19 protein-coding genes are annotated in these 20,003 nt (G+C 43.7%); 8 read left to right on the top strand and 11 right to left on the bottom strand.

Annotation, left to right across the window (positions count from 1 at the left end):
- Positions 1-102 precede the first annotated feature (102 nt).
- Positions 103-1,680, bottom strand: a complete 1,578-nt coding sequence (ahpF, locus tag I3255_RS11205) for an alkyl hydroperoxide reductase subunit F (RefSeq protein WP_238038886.1) — start codon at positions 1,678-1,680, stop codon at positions 103-105.
- A 361-nt stretch (positions 1,681-2,041) separates the two neighbouring features.
- Here ahpF and I3255_RS11200 point away from each other — a divergent pair, with 361 nt between their 5' ends.
- On the top strand, positions 2,042-2,290 hold the full coding sequence (locus I3255_RS11200; RefSeq protein WP_238038885.1) for a DUF465 domain-containing protein: 249 nt from the start codon (positions 2,042-2,044) through the stop codon (positions 2,288-2,290).
- A gap of 176 nt (positions 2,291-2,466) precedes the next feature.
- Here I3255_RS11200 and ahpC read toward each other — a convergent pair whose 3' ends face one another.
- Positions 2,467-3,033, bottom strand: coding sequence for an alkyl hydroperoxide reductase subunit C (gene ahpC, locus I3255_RS11195; RefSeq protein ID WP_058025494.1), 567 nt, complete (start codon positions 3,031-3,033; stop codon positions 2,467-2,469).
- A 266-nt stretch (positions 3,034-3,299) separates the two neighbouring features.
- Between ahpC and I3255_RS11190 the strand changes: the two genes are divergently transcribed.
- Positions 3,300-4,211: a hydrogen peroxide-inducible genes activator gene (locus I3255_RS11190; RefSeq protein ID WP_238038884.1), complete on the top strand. Its 912-nt coding sequence runs from the start codon at positions 3,300-3,302 to the stop codon at positions 4,209-4,211.
- A gap of 39 nt (positions 4,212-4,250) precedes the next feature.
- Positions 4,251-4,922, top strand: coding sequence for a hypothetical protein (locus tag I3255_RS11185; RefSeq protein ID WP_238038883.1), 672 nt, complete (start codon positions 4,251-4,253; stop codon positions 4,920-4,922).
- Here I3255_RS11185 and I3255_RS11180 read toward each other — a convergent pair.
- From I3255_RS11180 to I3255_RS11150, 7 genes are all read right to left on the bottom strand, one after another.
- Positions 4,900-5,502, bottom strand: a complete 603-nt coding sequence (locus I3255_RS11180; protein WP_238038882.1) for a methyltransferase domain-containing protein — start codon at positions 5,500-5,502, stop codon at positions 4,900-4,902. The two genes, I3255_RS11185 and I3255_RS11180, sit on opposite strands and share 23 nt — an antisense overlap.
- Before the next feature lie 106 nt (positions 5,503-5,608).
- The gene (locus I3255_RS11175) at positions 5,609-6,142 is read right to left on the bottom strand and encodes a M48 family metallopeptidase (RefSeq protein WP_238038881.1); all 534 of its coding nucleotides are present in this window, start codon (positions 6,140-6,142) and stop codon (positions 5,609-5,611) included.
- A 163-nt stretch (positions 6,143-6,305) separates the two neighbouring features.
- A complete protein-coding gene (locus I3255_RS11170; RefSeq protein WP_238038880.1) occupies positions 6,306-7,850 on the bottom strand; it encodes a DUF1513 domain-containing protein in 1,545 nt (514 codons plus the stop codon).
- Positions 7,851-7,853: 3 nt separating this feature from the next.
- Positions 7,854-9,005, bottom strand: coding sequence for an imelysin family protein (locus I3255_RS11165; protein ID WP_238038879.1), 1,152 nt, complete (start codon positions 9,003-9,005; stop codon positions 7,854-7,856).
- Positions 9,006-9,088: 83 nt separating this feature from the next.
- Positions 9,089-10,738, bottom strand: a complete 1,650-nt coding sequence (locus tag I3255_RS11160) for a di-heme oxidoredictase family protein (RefSeq protein WP_238038878.1) — start codon at positions 10,736-10,738, stop codon at positions 9,089-9,091.
- Positions 10,739-10,899: 161 nt separating this feature from the next.
- Positions 10,900-12,357 (bottom strand): imelysin family protein, encoded by a 1,458-nt coding sequence (locus I3255_RS11155; RefSeq protein WP_238038877.1) that lies wholly within the window; start codon positions 12,355-12,357, stop codon positions 10,900-10,902.
- Between the two features lie 426 nt (positions 12,358-12,783).
- The gene (locus I3255_RS11150; RefSeq protein ID WP_238038876.1) at positions 12,784-13,440 is read right to left on the bottom strand and encodes an OmpA family protein; all 657 of its coding nucleotides are present in this window, start codon (positions 13,438-13,440) and stop codon (positions 12,784-12,786) included.
- Between the two features lie 450 nt (positions 13,441-13,890).
- Between I3255_RS11150 and I3255_RS11145 the strand changes: the two genes are divergently transcribed.
- The 5 genes from I3255_RS11145 (at position 13,891) to minE (ending at position 18,683) form a co-directional block, all read left to right on the top strand.
- Positions 13,891-14,871, top strand: a complete 981-nt coding sequence (locus I3255_RS11145; RefSeq protein WP_238038875.1) for an acyltransferase — start codon at positions 13,891-13,893, stop codon at positions 14,869-14,871.
- A gap of 298 nt (positions 14,872-15,169) precedes the next feature.
- Positions 15,170-16,261: a hypothetical protein gene (locus tag I3255_RS11140; RefSeq protein WP_238038874.1), complete on the top strand. Its 1,092-nt coding sequence runs from the start codon at positions 15,170-15,172 to the stop codon at positions 16,259-16,261.
- Between the two features lie 75 nt (positions 16,262-16,336).
- The gene (minC, locus tag I3255_RS11135) at positions 16,337-17,164 is read left to right on the top strand and encodes a septum site-determining protein MinC (protein ID WP_238038873.1); all 828 of its coding nucleotides are present in this window, start codon (positions 16,337-16,339) and stop codon (positions 17,162-17,164) included.
- 413 nt (positions 17,165-17,577) lie between these two features.
- The gene (gene minD / locus I3255_RS11130) at positions 17,578-18,390 is read left to right on the top strand and encodes a septum site-determining protein MinD (protein WP_058025481.1); all 813 of its coding nucleotides are present in this window, start codon (positions 17,578-17,580) and stop codon (positions 18,388-18,390) included.
- A gap of 2 nt (positions 18,391-18,392) precedes the next feature.
- Positions 18,393-18,683 carry a cell division topological specificity factor MinE gene (gene minE, locus I3255_RS11125; protein ID WP_238038872.1) on the top strand — a complete coding sequence of 97 codons (291 nt, stop codon included), beginning with the start codon at positions 18,393-18,395 and terminating at the stop codon, positions 18,681-18,683.
- 145 nt (positions 18,684-18,828) lie between these two features.
- Here minE and I3255_RS11120 read toward each other — a convergent pair whose 3' ends face one another.
- Both I3255_RS11120 and I3255_RS11115 read right to left on the bottom strand, forming a co-directional pair.
- Positions 18,829-19,350 carry a cytochrome b gene (locus tag I3255_RS11120; protein ID WP_238038871.1) on the bottom strand — a complete coding sequence of 174 codons (522 nt, stop codon included), beginning with the start codon at positions 19,348-19,350 and terminating at the stop codon, positions 18,829-18,831.
- Positions 19,351-19,491: 141 nt separating this feature from the next.
- On the bottom strand, positions 19,492-19,989 hold the full coding sequence (locus I3255_RS11115) for a hypothetical protein (protein WP_238038870.1): 498 nt from the start codon (positions 19,987-19,989) through the stop codon (positions 19,492-19,494).
- Between the last annotated feature and the right edge of the window lie 14 nt (positions 19,990-20,003).

The following is a 20,003-nucleotide window of genomic DNA, read 5'->3' as shown; positions in this document are numbered from 1 at the left end:
GACTGGTTTTTAAACTTTAGGCGCTATTCTATAGAAAAATTCCTATAAAAACGAAAAAAAAGCCACCTCAATTGAGGTGGCTTTTTCTTCTGATACTGAAGCTTACTGCATAACCAAATATTCAAATGCTGACAATGCCGCTTTACTACCCTCACCCATCGCAATATTAATCTGCTTGAATGGTACGGTGGTCACGTCACCGCAAGCAAAGATACCTTTGCGATCTGTACGGCAGCGCTCATCAATCTCAATCTCGCCAAAGCGGTTTAAATCGACAAAGCCTTTAACAAATCCAGTGTTTGGTACGAGACCGATTTGTACAAACACACCTGATAAATCACGCTCATGCGTCTCGCCTGTGCTGCGGTCTTGATAGACGATGGACGATACTTTGCCATCAGTCGCCTTAATTTCTTGCGTCGCAGCACCAGTGATGAATTCAATATTGGATTTTTCTTTGGCCTTATTGATCAATACCTGGTCTGCTTTTAACTCATCAGCGAACTCTAATACAGTGACGTGCTTAACAATACCTGCCAAATCTAATGCTGCCTCAACGCCTGAGTTGCCACCGCCGATCACTGAGATATCTTTACCTTTAAAGAATGGACCATCACAATGCGCACAGAAAGCCACGCCTTTACCGATGTTTTCTTCTTCACCCGGTACACCAAGCTTACGCCACTGGGCACCTGTCGCCAAGATAATACTGCGAGTCTCAAACGTCTCACCGGTATTTAGGTTGATGCTGTAGTTTTCTTCTTCTGTCTCGCTGATGTCTTTTACACTTACATGCTCTTTTAGCGTAATGTTGTATTCAGCCAAGTGCTTGACGAAATTAGTCGACAAATCAGTACCATTCGTTAAAGGCACAGATATTAAGTTTTCGATATCTTGCGTGTCTTTGACCTGTCCACCGATACGGTCAGCAACCATGGTCACTTTCAGACCTTTACGCGCGGTATAAATGGCTGCCGCCACGCCTGCAGGACCTGCACCAATGATAGTGACATCTTGCTGCTCTAGTTGCTCAGCATCATCTTCCACATCTGACAACAGATCAGGAAACTGCTCTTGTAGTTTTCCAATCAGTTTGGCAGTGTCAATCAGACCATTAGCAAACGGTTTGCCATTTAAGAATACTGCCGGTACACCTTGGATTTTGTTTGCTTCGACTTGCTCTTGGAATAGCGCGCCATCGATCATCTCATTGCTGATACCATCGTTTAGTAGCGCAAATTGATTCAACGCCTGAACCACTTCTGGACAGCTATGGCACGATAATGACACATAGGTCTGGAACTGTAATGGCTTATTAAAACGCTTGACTAACTTTTGGATACCTTCATCCAATTTCAGCGTATGACCACCCGCTTGCAAAATAGCTAGAATCAATGAGGTAAACTCGTGACCCCCAGGAATACCACTGAATACGATACCTGTATCAGCAGTCTCTCCATCAATATGACTGACTACTTTAAAACTAATCGCGCTTGGTAGGCTATCATCAGTCGCTTCTACATCGAAGTTAATTTTGTCAGTTGTACCAGCAATCTTGGTCAAAAAATCAATGAGTTCAGCGCGTTTGCTGTGCTCACCACTACCCAATACAAAAGTAATCGGGCGCGTCATGTTTTCGCTATATGTCTTAACTGCGTCTAATAAATTTTGATCTATCATGTTTGTTCCTCATTATGACTGAATATGTAACGGCAACTGTTATGCTGCACGCCTAAATATGAAATTCTTACACTTAATAATTTTATAAAAAACATTGTATATATCGAGCTTTCGCTCTTGAATGACCCTATTATCAGGTGTTCGCAGCATTTGGGCAAGCTGAGAAACTCAAACCTTACGTTTTATAAAACCAATCATTAATAGGTTTAATTAATTAAATATAAATGTACTAGTAGTTAATAGCCATAGTATCTAGGTTATTTTTTCGCTACAATCGAGAATAGTTCTTAAGTTAAGCCGTTTTTTAACACCATACGCGATTGCTTATGACAAGCTTGCGTTTCATGACAAGGATGAACACATGAGAAAAACAGATACTTTCCACGATAATAGAGATATTATTGCCGAACTAAAGCTCAAAGACAGTCATTTTGCGAGTGTTTTTGATGAGCATACCGAGCTTGACCAAAAGATTAATTACCTCGAAAAAGATCTAGTCAAGCATGCCAGCCGTGAAGAAGAAATAGAACAAATGAAACGGCGTAAATTACATCTCAAAGACGAGATTTATAAGATTATTGATAAAAATAAAGAGCAATCTCGCGCCTAATACTATGCCTACTGCGCCTACTACGCTTATGATCAATAAATAAGATTTATAGGATTGTAGCTAGCACCATAAAAAGACCCCATCAACATCAGTTAATGGGGTCTTTATTTGTAGAACTGATTCACACTAAAAGTATGTAATCCAGCGCTACCTTATCTAAGCGATAAAATAATTACTTAGATTTTACCAACTAGGTCAAGACTTGGCTTAAGTGTATCGCCGCCTTGTTCCCAAGCTGCTGGGCAAACTTCGCCGTCGTTTTCACGAACGTACTGAGCTGCTTTTACTTTACGTAGCATATCTTTTGCGCTACGGCCAATACCGCCAGCGTGGATTTCTGCTACTTGGATCAAGCCATCAGGATCTACTAAGAACGTACCGCGTTCAGCCAAACCTGCTTCTTCAATCATGACATTGAAGCCGCGAGTGATTTTACCAGTAGGATCGCCGATCATTGGATACTGTACTTTGCCGATTGCTTCTGAAGAATCATGCCATGCTTTGTGCGTAAAATGCGTGTCAGTTGATACTGAGTATACTTCAACACCCAAACCTTTTAGCTCGTCGTAATGAGCGGCCATGTCTTCTAGCTCAGTTGGGCAAACAAAAGTGAAATCAGCTGGGTAAAATAGGAAAATCGCCCAGTTACCTTTTACGTCTTCTGAGGTGATGGTTTTGAATTCACCGTTTACATATGCATCTGCTGAAAATTCTGGGATTGCTTGATTGATAATAGACGCCATGATTGGCTCCTCTTTTGTTAAGTAAATTAAAATTATTTATAGGGATTTTTTAACTAGCCCTTTATCTTTCTGGGCTACCCGACAAACTATACGCGAATTCTATGGTTAATCCAGTTAAAAGTTTTTAATGTGATGTTTTGTTTTATTAAACTTGTTAAACTATTCTCTCTATATCTTATCATTGGTACATAACTGGTAATTTGCTGCCTTATAAAGGTTGGCTAACATGATAAATTACATTAAAAACCCATTAAAAGAGAGGTTTTATGATTACTTTACGACAACTTGAGTTTGCGCTCGCCGTGGCCAAACATCGTCACTTCAAACGTGCTGCTGAAGATTGCAATATTTCGCAGTCTGCCCTGAGCTTGGGTATCGCAGAATTAGAAAAACAACTGGATACACAGATTTTTGAGCGCAATAACAAGCAAGTACTGATTACCCCTATCGGTCAAGAAATCCTCACAAGGGCGCAACGAGTGTTCTCTGAAGTGAGCGATTTGACCACGCGCGCCCATAGCCATCAGACACCGCTGGCGTATCCGATGACCGTTGGTATCATTCCCACAATTGCACCTTACTTGCTACCAAAAGTGCTGCCTGCCCTGCGTGCTCAATATCCAGAGTTCCGCATGACTATCGTTGAGCAGCAAACCGAACGCCTGCTTGAGCAAGTGCGCTACGGTCATATCGATACCGCTATCATTGCGCTGCCGTATGCTGTAGATGGGTTGCACAGTTTTGAGTTCTGGAGTGAAGATTTCTTTGCCGTGTTCCCAAAAGACGACATTCATGCCAAGCTTGACACCATCAACGCTGACGAGCTAGCCACTGCCAATCTTATGCTCCTTGGTGAAGGCCACTGCCTAACCGATCAGACGCTGTCTGTCTGTCATTTTGACCGTGCGCAGATGAAGTCAAGCTTCTCGGATGCCAGCCTAAACACGCTGATTCAAATGGCGCTCGCTAATATGGGTACGACACTAGTGCCTGAAATGGCACTCGATCAGTTACATCTGCAAAACCAAAATGCCGTCGCTATACCACTGGCTGAAGAAGGGCCACACCGCCATATTGCCTTTGTCACCCGTCTGAACTATGCGCGTGTCGACGATGTCAGCCTGCTGGGCGAAGTATTTAATAAAGCGTTTAAAGATGCAGTGGCTAATAAGGAATAAATGCATCACATTTAGCACAGCAATAGCGAAAAATGATAGATGACTGAATTTTCGTATAGACATGACGATCTTAGCAAATGCTTTGCACAGCAATTGTCGGCTATGACCAGTGATATCTCGCCAAAGCAAATAGATAGACTTTGGCAGGATATCGCTATGCATTATGGCGAATCACAACGTGCTTATCATACCTTGAGTCATATTGAGCAGTTATTGGTACAGTTTGAAAGCATTAAACATCATCTGTCTGAGCCGCGTATCGTGGCGTTGGCACTGTATTATCATGATGTGATATACGACCCAACACGCGCAGATAATGAGCAAAAAAGCGCTGAATATGCAGTAGACGCATTGAGTTCTTATTTAAGCCCGGAGCAGTGCCAACATATCTATGCACTCATCATGATAACGACCAATCATCAGATAGATGAGTCGATAGACAGTGTTAAATACAGTGATGCGACATATCTGCTAGATATGGATTTGAGTATTTTGGGTGCGCCTTGGTCTACCTATGAGCAGTATGTAAACGCAATACGTCAAGAATATGCACATGTTGCAGATGATAACTACCGCGATGGGCGCACTGCGGTATTACGAGGATTGCTAGCGCATCCCAGACTCTATCTGACTGATTATTACTATAATCAATTAGAAGCGCAAGCTCGGGACAATATCAAACGTGAGCTTACTTCGCTCGCAGCTTTATAAATAGCTCACTACCTTGCCGTGCTGGATGTGAGTTATCGCTCGTCTCCATAATATCAATATCAAAATGAGTCTGGAAACGCTGCTGGTATTCTTCTTTAGTGCCACCAAATGGTGGTTCCTCTCGTTTAAAGTCAGTATCAAACAACAAACCCACCAGTTTGCCTTGTGGCTTTAATAACCTTGCCATCTGCTGCACATATTCATCACGGCGCGCTGGATTAATCGCACAAAAAAACGTCTGCTCCAATATCCAATCAAATTGATATTGCTCAGCGGATAAACTAAAAAAGTCCGCGCAAATTAACTGCTCAGATGGGAAATCAGGATAGCGCGCCGCAAACGCCTCAATCGGGGCTGGTGCAAAATCAACCAACGTGACATTGGTAAATCCTTGCTCATATAGATAGCCTACCTCGTAAGCATTACCAGCACCTGGTACGAGTATCGCCTCATCCTTGGCACTTTCGGGTAGCTGGTCAATGTAAGCTTTGAGCGGTGGCGATACTTGTCCCATATCCCAGCCAGTGCTGTTTTTCTCATAGCGCTGCTGCCAAAACTCAGCTTGATTGACGTTTTCCATATGACATCCTTGTATCTAAAAATATTTTTTAAACGACACAATTTGTATCGTTATTTCTTATCATATCAGGATTATTAAAATTATCTATATCATTTAGATAGGATATTTAATCCAACTGCCCTGTCTTACCTGCCAATATGTTATGCCATTGCCGATAATCTGGCATCGCACTCGCCACCGTTTGCCAGAACGCATGGCTATGATTGGCATGATGCAAATGGCACAGTTCATGGACGATGACGTATTCAGTGCATTCAACAGGGTAAGCAGGGAGATAAACGGACAGCCAGATTCGCTTCGCGCGCGTGTTGCAGCTGCCCCAGCGTGTGTGCATTTTTTTTACTCGTATCTCATTGGCGTAAGTGCCAACGATTGGCTGCCATTTCTCAAATAGCGATGGCATGACTTCGGAGAGCTGTCGGCGATAGTAGGCTATTTTTTCATCATGACTTAAGGTAAGTGGCTGTACTTTACCCCACAAATAAATAGGCTGGTCAGCAGTTGTAAGATCTGATGGCGCACTTTGTTTGCGTTGGTGCTGCTTTAGCACTTGTGGATGGTGGTTAATCGCCCAAGGTACTCGCTTGGCAACAGCATGAAGTATTTGCGGCGCGCTGGTATGGATTGGTACAGAGACCATCAACGTATGAGGCTTTAAACGAAAATTGATATTTTTGACACGCTTTTTGCTGATATGCAGCTCGATGCTTGCCTGTGCAAGCTGCTCTCTAACAGTGTCTAAACAGATCTTTAGGCTAATACTTCATCTCCTCAATGACAGTAACTATACCGATTGTTATGTACTATAACGCTTGCAAATGGTTATCAAAGGACATCATATGCAACTGACTGTCTGTAATAATATGCTTATCACCTTTACCATTCAATTTTGAAACTGGCGAAGCGCACACTTTTAAGGCGGTTAGTTGCCCTTGCCCATCACTTACAACAAATCCTGATGACTCGATAGGCTCGTCAACTTTGTTCGTTGATCTACTGGCACTGGATAAGACGGATGCCCCTGCACAATCTGGCAAACTCACATCGTCAATCAATTCACGAGTGTGCAAATCATAAATCGCTGCACAGCCTCCAATCGGTGTCGTCACACAGAGTAAGTTGCGTTCGCTATCAACGGCGACGCTTGCGATATATTGATGAAAGCGTTGCCATTGATTGTTTGGCATAGTCAGTGGCGTAAAGCTAACATCACCGCGCTGGTGAGTCAGTACCAATGGCACATTGATGTGCTTTTCGCCTTGGAATTGAATACCGATCATGACAGTGCCGCCATCATGCATGGCTAAATGACGTACACTCATCTGATTATGTTCGGGAGTCACTTGCTCAAGCAGTGTGCCATCATGACGGTTTAGATACACGAGCGATGGTCGCATGGTGTCTAAATTTAACTCTTCACGTGAGGCCTGCTCGGTTTTGATGCCCCCATTTGCAATGACTAGCGTTTCGCCATCAGGATGCATAATCAGTTCATGCGGCCCGATACCATAGGAGTCAAATTCTGCTACTTTTTTATAAGCATTATGTGTGTCATAAACACCGATTTTACCTGCCAGACTCACTGTGTCATTTTCCGTTACGTAGAGCAAATTTCCATCTAAGCTATAACAAGCATGGCCGTAGAAATGACGATGTAAATCCGCTTTGATCGCATATTGCACTTGCCCATTTGAGGTATTAAGCACCCAGAACTTTTCGCTCGGACGGCGACCCATTACGACGACATCTCGCCTTTGTTCGACATCACTATGCTGAGCTTGAGCATCCGGCACAGTAACAGGCACAGGCTGAACAACGATGTCGTGGACACGCTCTGGCATAGTCGTCTGCCAAACGATCTGTCTATCGGCATCAATGCCTACCACACCAAAGTCATGCTCATTTTGATTCAATGACGCGTTATTTTTTGGCATAGAGGCAACGCCGCTGACCCAGCGAACAGGCCGTGCGAGCATGGTCGTCGTATGCATAGCAGTAAGATCAAGCACGTCACTCTTATTATCATCTATAACATGATGATAAGCCTGCTGCCATGTCACAGCGGCTTGCTGACAAGCATAGCGAAAACGTCTGAGATTTGGCGTTGACCCAGTGGCCGGCTGCAATGCTTGTAACTGCGCGCGAATACCCGTCACATAATCTTGCAGACTGGCATCTGGATGCTGCTGCTTACGATAACGATGGTGAATACCGACCAGCGCTGCTGTGCCGACTGCCGTGAGCATGGACGTCGTCAGGAACTCACGGCTTACTGAACTGGCTTTTGGCTCATCTGATCTATTATGACGCTCATCTTCTGACATCGTATTGCCTTTAGTAATAAACATCACTTAATCGCCATCGGTGCTATTAAAGCCCACACGGATACCGAGTGCTGGAATTAGCTCGCGTTTAATCAAGCGAGTGACGGTAGTGAGATGGTCATATAGCGCCTGCTGATCGTCTTTATTTGCGGCTGATAAATCTTCTGGCATTTGTGCCAAGAGGGTCGTTGTGTCAGCCAGTGCCGTCGATAGATTATTAGCGACTGTGCTATCATCATTGCTATTAAGTATCGCCGTCAATACAGGATCCGTCATGGCTTTATTGATGGCGTCTAGTTTCGCATTGATAATAGCACGGCTTTGACCAGCAGTAGCCGCTGGCAAATGACCTTTTGCTTTACCCGTCAGACCGAGTGGCTGGTCAATGGCGTTAGACTTCATGGTCTCAACCAATGACAGTAGAGAGTTGATCCACTGATTTAAGCCCCTATCGCTCTCTGCTGTTTGATCTATCGCCAATAAATCAGTCGCGTTTTGCTGCCAGTTTTTCTCGATGTCTTTTAGGCGTGTGCTCAAGGCACTACTCGCACTAATCACATAAGCACACTGACCAGCGTCTAAACTATCATTGGCAAACAAGGCTTCTTCCAATCCTGGTACGCCTTGCACGATAGCGCTCTCGCCCGCGAGCTGCTCTGGCGTTAGCTTTGGATTGGCAGCAATCAAATCAGCCACGCCGCTATGTACGAGTCCGCGCTCATCAGGATAGTAATTGATGTACAGATTGCTCATACTGGCAGTCGCAGGACCAAAATTAATCATCTCAGCACTCGACCATGCTTGTGCCAATACTAGCCACTGCGCACGTAATGCTTGTAGCTCAGCGCCGCTGACTGGTGCTTGCTGACAATGTTTTTGCGCCAATTCATTTAACAGATCACTTTGCTTTGCTGCATCAGCATACGCAGGAATCACGATATCATCTGCCACATGCGTCAAATACGTTTTTTGGGTTTCAGGGCTGATATCTACCGCAACGATCTGCGCAGTGCTTTCCTTACTGCTTTCTACTGAGCTGTCAGTAGTCGAGTTATTCTGTGCAACTTCTTGACTATCCACTTCTGCAGATTTATTGTCGTCCGCAGGTTTAACACAGCTGATCAGCAGCCCGGCACTCAATGCAGATAGCGCCATCGCCAAAGCGTGATTTATTTTCATAGATTTCTCGGTAATGTTATAAGTAGTAATTTATAGCGTTTTTATGCTGACCTTCTAATAGTGACTGTATTACAGTGACCTTATTATAGCGACTTTAGAAACGCATTTAGCTCGGCGCGACCTTGCTTGTCTAATTTCAATACTTGTTGCTGTTGCTTTTCGGCTTCTCCGCCGTGCCAAAGAACCGCTTCCATCAGCGTACGAGCGCGTCCATCATGTAAAAACGTCGCTTGTGGATCAACCGTTTGCGCAAGTCCCACGCCCCAAAGTGCGGGCGTGCGCCATTCATAAGAATTGGCTAAAAACTCAACTTGAGCGTCTTTTGGTGGTAGCTTACCCGCGATGGTACGATCAGCGAGAGCATCACCCATGTCGTGCAGCAATAAATCGGTATAAGGATAAATCACTTGTCCATGCTGCTCAAGATGATCATCGTCAGTTTTTGGCAACTGATATCTTGGCGTATGGCAGCTTTGACAGCCCATGTCATAAAACCGTTTTTTGCCCGCCAGCACAAGCTTATCATCGGCATTGCGGCGGTGCGGCACTGCTAAGTTACGGGTATAAAACTCCACAAACTTGGCAACATCATCATTCACTTCCACAGGTGGTTTGCCATTGCCTTGCTCATCAGCGCCTGTTGTCGCATTTAAGCATGCGGTCTGAGTCGGCATGCAGGACTCATGAGGACGAATGTTTGACGTCAAACCCATGTCTTCGTTAAAGGCACTTTGATTTTGGGTAATCAGTTTGGTTTGACCGGCTTTCCAGCCAAAACGTCCAAGCGCACGTTTGCCAGTCTGTGGATCCATTACCCAATTGAACTTACCACTAATGTCGCTATTACTACTATCGCTAGCTTGTTTTTTAATATCATCATCAGGTATTTGCTCTAGCAGCCCAAGCCCAATCATAGGCAGTGCAACGCGAGGTGATACCATCATCGCGTCGTCAAAAGCGCCATAACCAGGGTTGGTCAGATTAAAGGTTGGCGCACGCAGCGTCTCAACATGCCCATCAGCAAAGGTGACTGGCTTATCTGTCCACTGCACTACAATTCTGGCTTCAGCAGGGACACCTTGAATACCGCGGTCTTGCAATTGTCCGCCATACATGGGGTGGACGACCTTTTCAATCAGCGAGTCCTGTAGCTGTTGTCGCTGCTCATCCGTCGTTGCTGGCATCGATAGACGAAGCAATAAACTGTCCGCGTCATCATCGGCAGTCATGGGGGCATGACCACGACCATCTTTTACATGGCAAGACTGACAAGCCGCCACATTGAATAGCGCACCAAGTCCATCTCGACTGTCGGTACTGGCAGGAGCGACCACCCAAGGCTGCTTAAAGAATGCATTACCAATAAAAAACGAGCCCTTACGCGAGGCTGTCAGGTTCGATGAAGGCTTAGAGTAGCTTTCAGCACTGGTAATACTAATACCAGAATCGCCACCCTGCTTGATCTCTTGAGGATCAAAGCTGACCAGTTGCTGCATCGGCACGCCAGCCAGTGCTTCGATACTTTCGGCACGTTCAGAGGTTAGCGGTTGGTTTTTTTCACTGGTGCTTATAGTGCTCTCATTATCCGAGTTCTCATTCGACACGCTATCAGCCGGTTGGCATGCGCTTAGTGCCACCGTACCTATCATCATAAGTGCAAGTTTGGATGGCAGGTTTTGTATGGCGCTAGAAGAGAAAAGATATGCAGAGGATTTGGTATAAATGGCTTTCATAGTAATTGAGCGCCTTGGTTTTAGAGTAGAACCATGAAAGTCGATGACAATCATATCATAGACTGTCATCGACCTTTTGGTTCGGACCTATCGGCCTTTTTTGATGATTCTAAAAATACGTTGCCAATCATAATCCACAACGTATCTATGACATTCAACCCTTAAAACTGTGACCCTGCGTCTGCATCAAGATTATCAATACCAACAGCTTTTGCGGCATTTTCGATACCAGCGGTCAGTTCTTGCAAGCTATTAATACCTGCTTCTACCCAGCCGCGACGGATATTTTGTTCTTCAGCAGAAACGCCTTCTTGACTTGCTTGACCAACCGTTGCGATCATTTGGTCAATCTTAATCCCTTCTTTCTCGCCCTTTTCAACCATGACGTTGAATGCACCTTCGACTTTGCTAAAGTCAGCGGCCAATTTGTCAGCTTCCTCTACATGACCGCTGTCAACGAGATAGTCTTTAATGCCATAGCCACCGACTGCTTTACCAGCAACTGTCTGGTAGCTACCATTAAAGACATTTTGGATACCGCGGGCATTATTGGCATAGCTCAGATGCGTCAAGTCACTAAAGCATTCATGCTCATCTTCGGTAGACCCGGTGACAAAAGCGACCTGCATACGCTCAGAAGCCAACTCGCCCAATGCTAAACTGCCCATTTGGTACATAATCTGACGCAAGCCATTGTCATATTTACGCGCTAGCAAATCACTGCGTAAGGTGTTTTCGGCATCAGGCTGCCACTGTGCCTCCATCGCCGTCAAATCATCCACTAATAATTGAGTGGCGGCTTTTAGAAACTCACCACGACGCTCACAAATACTGGCATCTTCATTGACCGTATCCCCGCTGGTACATTGTCCCGCGTCAGTAGCGTAATCGGTGACTGGACGATTACCCGCGCCTTCTTTTACGCCATTGGTATCTTGACCCCATAGCATAAACTCAATCGCATGGTAGCCAGTCGTGACATTGGCTTCACTACCACCGATCTCGTTCATTTCTGCAAGCAGCTCAGATGTAATCGTACTGGTGTCTTGATTGATACTACCGACTGTCACGCTATCACTGTTGATGATATTTTCTTGACTGTTGTATTCGCCTTCATAATCATCACTAACATAGTCAATGAGCGCCTCATCTAATGGCCAAGCATTGATCTGACCTTCCCAGCTATCGATGCTGTTGATAGCGCGCTTATCATTTGCAGTCACGAACCCTTCATCAAAACGGAAAATCTCGGTTTGCGAATACGGCTGGCGCGCTGCTTTGTAGGCAGCTTTTGCCGCATCAAGGTTGGCTTGTGTTGGCGTCGCAACGTACGTATCTACCGCTTTCTGTAATTCTTTGGCGGTATCTAACGAGTCTTTGTAAGCAGCGTGAGCCATATTGGCATAGCTAACAGCCAGTCTGTCGATATGTGCTTTTTCGGCAGCTGACATCTCTGTGTTATCGCCCATTTCTGTGCTTACAACCTCTGTCTGCGTCTCAGTAGCAGCAGTGTCTTCTTCGGTTTTTTTGGTACAGCCCGATACCATTAACAATCCTGCAAGTGCAACAGCTAAAGTAGTTGGTAAAATCTTACGGCGTGTTTCTGTGGTAATCGTCATACAAATCCTCAAAGAGATAGCAAAATTCGTTTTGGTTAAATGGCTTCCATCATATCGATTATCAAATCACGCCTTAATCAGCTGATTTGATCTCGTATATCTATGCTTATCGCATATTATCAAGCTTGTAACTATTCAGTAATAAAACACTAACAAATTATAGTGTTATTGATAATCATTATCAATACTTAATTTTATATTAATAATCATTAATCTTTATGATGATTTTATAAAATGTTCTCAAGCGCTAAACGAGCACTATTCTGTTTGAGATAGCAGACATTATACTCGCACTCTCCTGACTATCTAGTTTGATGAATGAAAATTTAGCACATAAAAAAAGAGCCAGCATATTGCTGACTCTTTTTGCTAGATAAGTACTGAAAAATCATTCGCACCTATCAGATAACTATATAAAACTGTAAATTAGTTTACGCTTTGTGGTGCATTAACCGTTAACTCAACACGGCGGTTTTGCTGACGACCAGATTCAGTATTATTAGTAGCAACTGGACGTGACTCGCCATAAGCAACTACGTTAACGCGGTTAGCAGCAACACCGCGAGCGGTTAGGTAGTTAGCAACTGAGTAAGCACGGTCACGTGACAGACCCATGTTATATGAGGCTGAACCTTGGCTGTCAGTGTGACCAGCAATCGTAATTGTGTTCTGGTTATACTGATTCATGGTTGAAGCAAGCTTGTCTAGCGTTGGCTTGAATGATGAATTGAGTGTTGCATCATCAAACGAGAAAGTGATGCTACCTGGCATAACAAGATCAATGTTACCAGTGGTTGGGTTTTGGTTCACAGTCACGCCTGTACCAGCCATTTGCTGCTCAAGCTGACGAGCTTGACGCTCCATGTAGTAACCAACGCCAGCACCCAATGCAGCACCAATAGCAGCATCACGGCCAGTTTTGTCGCCGCCTGTTGCTTTTGAGATAGTTGCGCCACCTGCTGCACCAACCAAACCGCCTAGAGCCGCTTTGTTCAAGCGTTGCTGTCCAGTGTTTGGATCAGTCGTACAACCGCTAAGTGCTAGACCTGATGCTACTGCTGCAATTAATAATGTATTACGCATGATATTTCCTCTATAAGTTTAAAAATATTATAAATCGTGCTTTATCAAGATTGTCCGTTAATCTTATTAAATACTTATTTACTTTCGTCATTATTATGGCAATTACAATCTAACTCTGTGTAATATTTTGTCACACCTATGTATGAGAAGTGCAGATTAACTTTACGGTATTTCTTAGCATTTAAACTATTCAATACCTGTTCCTTGTTATCACTAGTCACGTTTACACTCGTACACTGCGAAACGTTTCTGCTAAAATTATGTGGCCAAATTTCTCATCGTCAAATGACCGCTGTATCAGGGATTAACCAGCAACGCTTCTATGATTAGCGCTTAGTCCACTAGATTATTGATCATCAATCATATGAGCAGTTTTGGCAATATTTGAACACATCGACTTGTGAAATATATGGCTTACTTATTAATTAAACGGAACCAAAAGGATCAAGCATGCGACTGACATCCACCATTCGAAACCTGCATAAAAGCACGCCTAAACTAGGCAAAGCTGTTTCTTTGGCCACAGCAACAAGCGTCATTGCAGCCAATAGCTTTGGTGGTAGTATTCCTTTGTGGTTAATGGGTGTCGGCAAGGTCATCACGGGTGCGCCTATCGCAGATAAAGCGGTCATCAAAATTGCGACTTATTGGATCAGCAGCAATAGCGCCCTAATCGATGACATGCTGCCTCGTAAAGACTGGCGTATCAGCTTACCAGATGATATTCGTATCGATGGTAAATACCTTCTGGTCAGCAACCATCAATCTTGGGTCGATACCAGCATCGTGCAATACATTGGCGAAAAGCGCCTGCCCCTAACGCGTTTCTTTACTAAGTTTGAGCTGATCTATATTCCTATCGTTGGGCAAGCTTTTTACTTTTTAGACTTCCCCATGATGCGCAGGCATTCCAAAGAAGCCATCGCCAAAAACCCTGCACTCAAAGGCAAAGATATCGAAGAGGCCAAGCGTGCCTGTGCCCTTTTAAAAGACAAGCCATTCACTTTACTAAACTATCTAGAAGGTACCCGCTTTACCAAGGCCAAACATGCCAAACAGCAGTCTCCTTATACGCACTTGCTAAAACCACGAGCAGGCGGCTTATCCCTTGCGATTAACGCCTTAGGCGAGGATATCGATGGCATACTGGATGTGACCATCGTCTATCCTGATGGCGTACCAAGCTATAGCGATCTGTGGAAAGGCAATATCAAACGTCTGGGTGTGGACCTAAGATATATCGATATACCAGATGCGTTGTTTGAGGGAATTAAGCAAGGCGGCTATGAAAATGATGAAGAAATAAAAGCGCAAATGTTTGATTGGGTTGAACACATCTGGCGTCAAAAAGATCAGCGTATCACCGACATGCTGGCTGATTTTGAGACAAGCCCTGAAACCAGCGCTAAGGCTAAGGCTCAAGACATTTGATAAAGCGCTCCCTTTAATATAAAGCATTAAATACGTTATGAAGGCAGGTAGTATTCGCAATAAGTTATGGAGTAATCGACCAAAAAAATACTGATAATAATAAGCGAGCATATTATTTGCGATGCTCGCTTTATAGGTTATAAATTATTATGCGTAAATTTTAATCGCAGATGGGTTGTTTTTTAACCTTATTCATTGATAATGTGACTAATCATGAACTCATAAATTTTCGATGGTTATTTTTGAATACTCATTAGAAATTTACTCATTTTTTGTACCATTTATCACTTAATAAGGTATGACCGTGCCCGCCTCTCCTCCTCCTAGCCCGCCTCTTGCGACCGCACCGGTTTCGCCTCATCTTGCAACCAGTGAGCCGCCAAGACCGGATCGCCCGCAGCCAAGTCGCTTAAAGCTCACTTACGACATCGTAATGATCATCGCCATCAGTATTGATTTATTACTGATCAGTATTGACGCGGTACTGATGAGCGATTTTAGTCGTAATGCTGCACAATGGCTATCAGTCAGCGAAGGGCTAAGTTGGTATCAGGCTACCCTGCATGAGCCGTTACGTACCGCTGGTGGGTTTTTTACTATATTTTTGGTTGGTGAGCTGCTGTTACGCTGGGCGATTGCAATCAAAGAAAAAGTTTACTATCGCTGGTTTTTCTTCCCTTTTGTCCATTGGTATGAAGTCTTGGGCTGTTTTCCGCAACTGCGTTTGTTACGGTTGTTTAGGGCAGTCGTTATCGGGCGTCGGTTGTACCAGCTTGGCTATCAAGTACTACCGCAGCTATGGATCAACCGCATCAAGTTCTATATTGACCTACTACTAGAAGAGCTGTCGGATCGTGTCATCTTAACGACCATCCAAAACTTTAGACAGGAATTGACCAATCCTGAAACGCACAAATCATTCATTGAATCAGCCATCACACGTAACCGTGCCGAGATTGAAGCGGCCGTATTATCTATCCTTCGCTCCGAGCTTGCGCCAAAATTGCAGGAGCTAACTGCCTCATCAGGTGGCGGTAGCATGTTGGCTAGCGACATGGGCAACGCCATTGAAGAAGGCTTAGCCAATACCCCTGAGCTACGACGCTATTTGCGTATGATACCCATCGCTGGTCATTTGATTGAATCGCAGCTACAGCATGTCGGACATAATATTGGTGAAAATGTTGTTTATGCGTTAAATAAGCGCCTGCTTGACCCTGAGCGCCTCGACTCATTGATGGTCGCTATTGCCAGTGGTATCGCCCAAATAGATACCGATAATACTGCGCTTGATACATTGATTTCGAGTATCATTGATGACAGTCTGACTGCATTTGAGGCGCAAGTAAAAGTACAGCAATGGAAACACCAAGATATGCTAAATCTATAGTATGTTTACTAACATGACACGATAATAAAAATGACACCGTGAATACAGTGATAGAATTATTTTAAGGGTTTATATATGACAGTTTCAGACAATAATAATCAGACTGCAAGCGCAGCACCAGCCTTAGCCCTATATGGCAAGATGCTGACTTTTTCACGTTTACAGTTCAATACCAGTGATCTAGGCGCTATTGAAGCCCAGCTTGCTGAAACACTGAGCAACAAATCAAGCAACATTCCTATCTTGATCGATAGCGCGGTCGAGCAAGATTTATCGGCCTTAGTAGAGTTACTATGGTCATGGGGGCTGCAACCTATCGGTGTGGTGACAGGCCTACTTGATGATCAAGCGCGCGAGCAACGTTTGGCCATATTTCCAGCAGATGGTAAACGTATCGAACGTATCGTACCTAGCAAAACAGCCCCTACACCGTCCAATAAACCCAAAGAAGATAATGGCGCAGAATCAGCCAACGCTACTAGCACCGAGAGTGCGGCAAATATACCTGCCACTGAAACTACCATCTCTAGTCTTCCAGATGAAACATTATTAAGTGCTCAGCATATAACCAGCCTAATCTATGACCAAATGCTGCGCTCAGGACAAAGCTTGAATCATGTTGGCGGCGATTTGATTTTGACCAACAGTGTCAACAATGGTGCTGAGGCAATCACCGACAATAGCCTGCATGTCTATGGGCGTGCGCAAGGTCGCTTGGTTGCAGGTGCAACGGGCGACAAAGATGCCCGCATTTTTTGCCAAGTTTTCAACCCTTCATTGGTTTCCGTTGCGGGAACTTACTGTTTGCGAGACAACTTGCCAGATCACGTGATAGACAAACCGGTGCAAGTCAAATTTGTGGAAGGTGAAGGGCTAGTATTTATCGTGATGGATGAAGCTTAACGATTACTCGGTTAAAAATAATAAACGGTTAGGTGATTGTCTAGTAAAGTAAACTGGGTAAGGTAAGCCCTAATTATATAAGCTGCTGTGTCAGATAAATAAAACAAGATATATCAAATTAATCGTTACAATTGAGCTATTATTAAGTGTTGGTTCTAACGTTATTTGCCGTATATTTAAATAGCTAACAAACGGCTAAAAATTATCGCTGTTAACTGTGAAATTTATAAGCAAAAGCCCTTTATAGCTGATATCTCAGTTGTTTTTTGCTTTAATATAGACTTGCTATAAATCCTTGTATATTTATGCTAGGCTAGCTTCGCAGATAGTACATATATAGTTAGTAGATAAATACCATGCAATTGTGCTATTTATATAAAAGATATCCCATTGATTCATAGGAGTGTGCCATTGTGGCGAAGATAGTTGTAATCACTTCAGGTAAAGGCGGTGTGGGCAAAACCACGACAAGTGCCTCTTTTGCCGCTGGTTTAGCATTGCGTGGCTATAAAACGGTTGTAATTGATTTTGATGTAGGTCTACGTAATCTAGACTTGATCATGGGTTGTGAAAACCGAATTGTTTATGATTTCGTTGATGTCATCACTGGTAGCGCACGCTTGTCGCAAGCACTTGTCAAAGACAAACAGCTTGAAAACCTGTACATCCTTCCTGCTAGTCAGACGCGTGATAAAGACGCGCTGACAGACGAAGGTGTCGCAGAGGTCATGACTGAGCTGTCTAAACAGTTCGACTATATCATCTGTGACTCACCTGCTGGTATCGAGCGCGGTGCACAGTTGGCCATGTATCACGCTGACGAAGCCATCATTGTTACCAATCCTGAGATCTCTTCAGTACGTGACTCGGATCGCATCATTGGCATCTTGCAAAGCCAAACGAAAAAAGTCGAAGAAAACCTAGGCTCTGTACGTGAGCACTTGGTCATCACTCGTTACAATGCGGAACGTGCTGCTGCGAACGAGATGATGGATATCGATACTATCTCTAATGATATTCTAAAAGTACCATTGCTCGGCGTTGTGCCTGAGAGCCATTCTGTGCTCGAAGCATCGAACCACGGCGAGCCTGTTATTCATTATACCGACTCTGTTGCTGGTCAATGTTATGATGATATCGTCGCCCGTTTCTTAGGCGAAGAGCGTCCACTACGTCATATCGATGTGAAGAAAAAGAGTTTACTACAGCGCTGGTTTGGGGGTTAATGATGACTAAGAAAAAAGGATTTTGGAGTAGCCTATTTGGTACTGACGATAGCAGTAGCGCAGGCAGTGCCAATCTAGCTACCGAACGTCTCAAGGTTATCGTAGCTAGCGAAAATCGTTTAAACAACCGTTTAACCACTGATCGTATCGAAAAGATGAAACGTGAAATCTTAGAAGTGGTCAACAAATATGTGAATGGCGTGCAGATTGATGATGTCAATATCAATCATCGCTCGGAAGATAGCTTAGATGTGTTAGAGATGAACATCAATTTACCTGAACACAAAAAGTAAATTTATAATCAGACCTTTAGACAGAAAGCACTGTCATTTATCACTTAAAAAGCCCTAAGTAATGTACTTAGGGCTTTTTTGCATCTTTAAGTTTATTGGTACGGCGTGATGTATGTATATAGCATGAGCATTGATCAATGGCAGATCATTTCATACGCGATATTAAATTGTCTTTTTTGATAAACTGATGATACAAGGCAGCACCAATATGGAGCGCTGTAAAACCGATAATCATCGGCCAAATAATATCGGTATGCAAATCATTATAAAAGCGTGCCAAACTCCTATCAGGAGTCAAAAACACGGGTATTTGGAATAAACCAAAGATATCGACAGGACGACCACCATATACCGTCATCAATAAACCAGCAAGCGGCATGGCGATTAGAATGGCATAGAGAGCAAAATGCGATAACTTAGAGACCATCGATTGCCATTTTGGCATTGGTATTGACGGTGGTGCTTTGGTAAAGATGCGATTGATAACTCGCGCGATCATCCAAAACAACAAGCTTACCCCAAACGCTTTGTGAAATCCGATATATAGATTGCTATCGAGATTTTCATGCAGCAGTATCATCACCCATGTGATCAACAATAAAACTGCGCTGATCCAATGAAAGATACGACTGCTGAGCGACCATTTTGATACGTTAGAATTATTCATGAGCGGCTCTATAGTTCTTATTAAGCGTTATTTATAATTGATATTATATATAGAACAGAAACTCATTCAATAACAAAAAGTAATCAGCATTGCTCGGGTACTACCTATGAGGTGAAGCATAACTGAAAATTAGACAAAAATCTAGTTATCTAAATTAACCAAATAATGCGCAATTTTGTCTAAATCTGGTACCAAATAAATATTGTCGTCAATCATAACAGTCTGATACAGATAAGAGAGCACAACGTTTTCGTCAGACTGTCCCTCTATTTCATCAACACCAGTACCCACAAACTGCTCAGGGAGCTCTGTGTCTTTGACATCAGAAATACGGGCTTGTAATTGGTGCAGCTCACCTGCCGTTTGCAAAGCAAATCGATGCTCAGTGGTATTGCCCTCTAGTATGATGATTTTCTCTGGTATTCTATCTTGTAGTAACAAGTGAAAGACAGCAAGATTTTGCTCTTGCCACAGATACGTGGATATACGCTCTTGGTAATCCTCGACGCTCAAAATCAAACTGCTCGGAATGATCCAATCAGGTTGGTTAGATGCTGGCACGATAGTCACATCGAGCATACCATTATTCGTGGTCAGTAAACTTACCGCTTCAAATGAGTGTTTCAAAATTTGTTTCATACGTCGCTCACAAT

Source organism: Psychrobacter sp. Ps6, assembly GCF_022129235.1.
Classification (GTDB): Bacteria; Pseudomonadota; Gammaproteobacteria; order Pseudomonadales; family Moraxellaceae; genus Psychrobacter.
Note: the sequence above shows the minus strand (reverse complement) of the source record. Positions and strands in the feature narration are given on the sequence as shown.

Coding starts and splice junctions, on each gene's coding strand:
- I3255_RS11190 (WP_238038884.1), top strand. CDS start 3,300: ATGATTACTTTACGACAACTTGAGTTTGCGCTCGCCGTGGCCAAACAT.
- minE (WP_238038872.1), top strand. CDS start 18,393: ATGACTAAGAAAAAAGGATTTTGGAGTAGCCTATTTGGTACTGACGAT.
- minC (WP_238038873.1), top strand. CDS start 16,337: ATGACAGTTTCAGACAATAATAATCAGACTGCAAGCGCAGCACCAGCC.
- I3255_RS11185 (WP_238038883.1), top strand. CDS start 4,251: ATGACTGAATTTTCGTATAGACATGACGATCTTAGCAAATGCTTTGCA.
- I3255_RS11145 (WP_238038875.1), top strand. CDS start 13,891: ATGCGACTGACATCCACCATTCGAAACCTGCATAAAAGCACGCCTAAA.
- I3255_RS11150 (WP_238038876.1), bottom strand. CDS start 13,440: ATGCGTAATACATTATTAATTGCAGCAGTAGCATCAGGTCTAGCACTT.
- I3255_RS11165 (WP_238038879.1), bottom strand. CDS start 9,005: ATGAAAATAAATCACGCTTTGGCGATGGCGCTATCTGCATTGAGTGCC.
- I3255_RS11175 (WP_238038881.1), bottom strand. CDS start 6,142: ATGGTCTCTGTACCAATCCATACCAGCGCGCCGCAAATACTTCATGCT.
- I3255_RS11180 (WP_238038882.1), bottom strand. CDS start 5,502: ATGGAAAACGTCAATCAAGCTGAGTTTTGGCAGCAGCGCTATGAGAAA.
- ahpF (WP_238038886.1), bottom strand. CDS start 1,680: ATGATAGATCAAAATTTATTAGACGCAGTTAAGACATATAGCGAAAAC.
- ahpC (WP_058025494.1), bottom strand. CDS start 3,033: ATGGCGTCTATTATCAATCAAGCAATCCCAGAATTTTCAGCAGATGCA.
- I3255_RS11115 (WP_238038870.1), bottom strand. CDS start 19,989: ATGAAACAAATTTTGAAACACTCATTTGAAGCGGTAAGTTTACTGACC.
- I3255_RS11200 (WP_238038885.1), top strand. CDS start 2,042: ATGAGAAAAACAGATACTTTCCACGATAATAGAGATATTATTGCCGAA.
- I3255_RS11155 (WP_238038877.1), bottom strand. CDS start 12,357: ATGACGATTACCACAGAAACACGCCGTAAGATTTTACCAACTACTTTA.
- I3255_RS11120 (WP_238038871.1), bottom strand. CDS start 19,350: ATGAATAATTCTAACGTATCAAAATGGTCGCTCAGCAGTCGTATCTTT.
- I3255_RS11170 (WP_238038880.1), bottom strand. CDS start 7,850: ATGTTTATTACTAAAGGCAATACGATGTCAGAAGATGAGCGTCATAAT.
- I3255_RS11140 (WP_238038874.1), top strand. CDS start 15,170: ATGACCGTGCCCGCCTCTCCTCCTCCTAGCCCGCCTCTTGCGACCGCA.
- I3255_RS11160 (WP_238038878.1), bottom strand. CDS start 10,738: ATGAAAGCCATTTATACCAAATCCTCTGCATATCTTTTCTCTTCTAGC.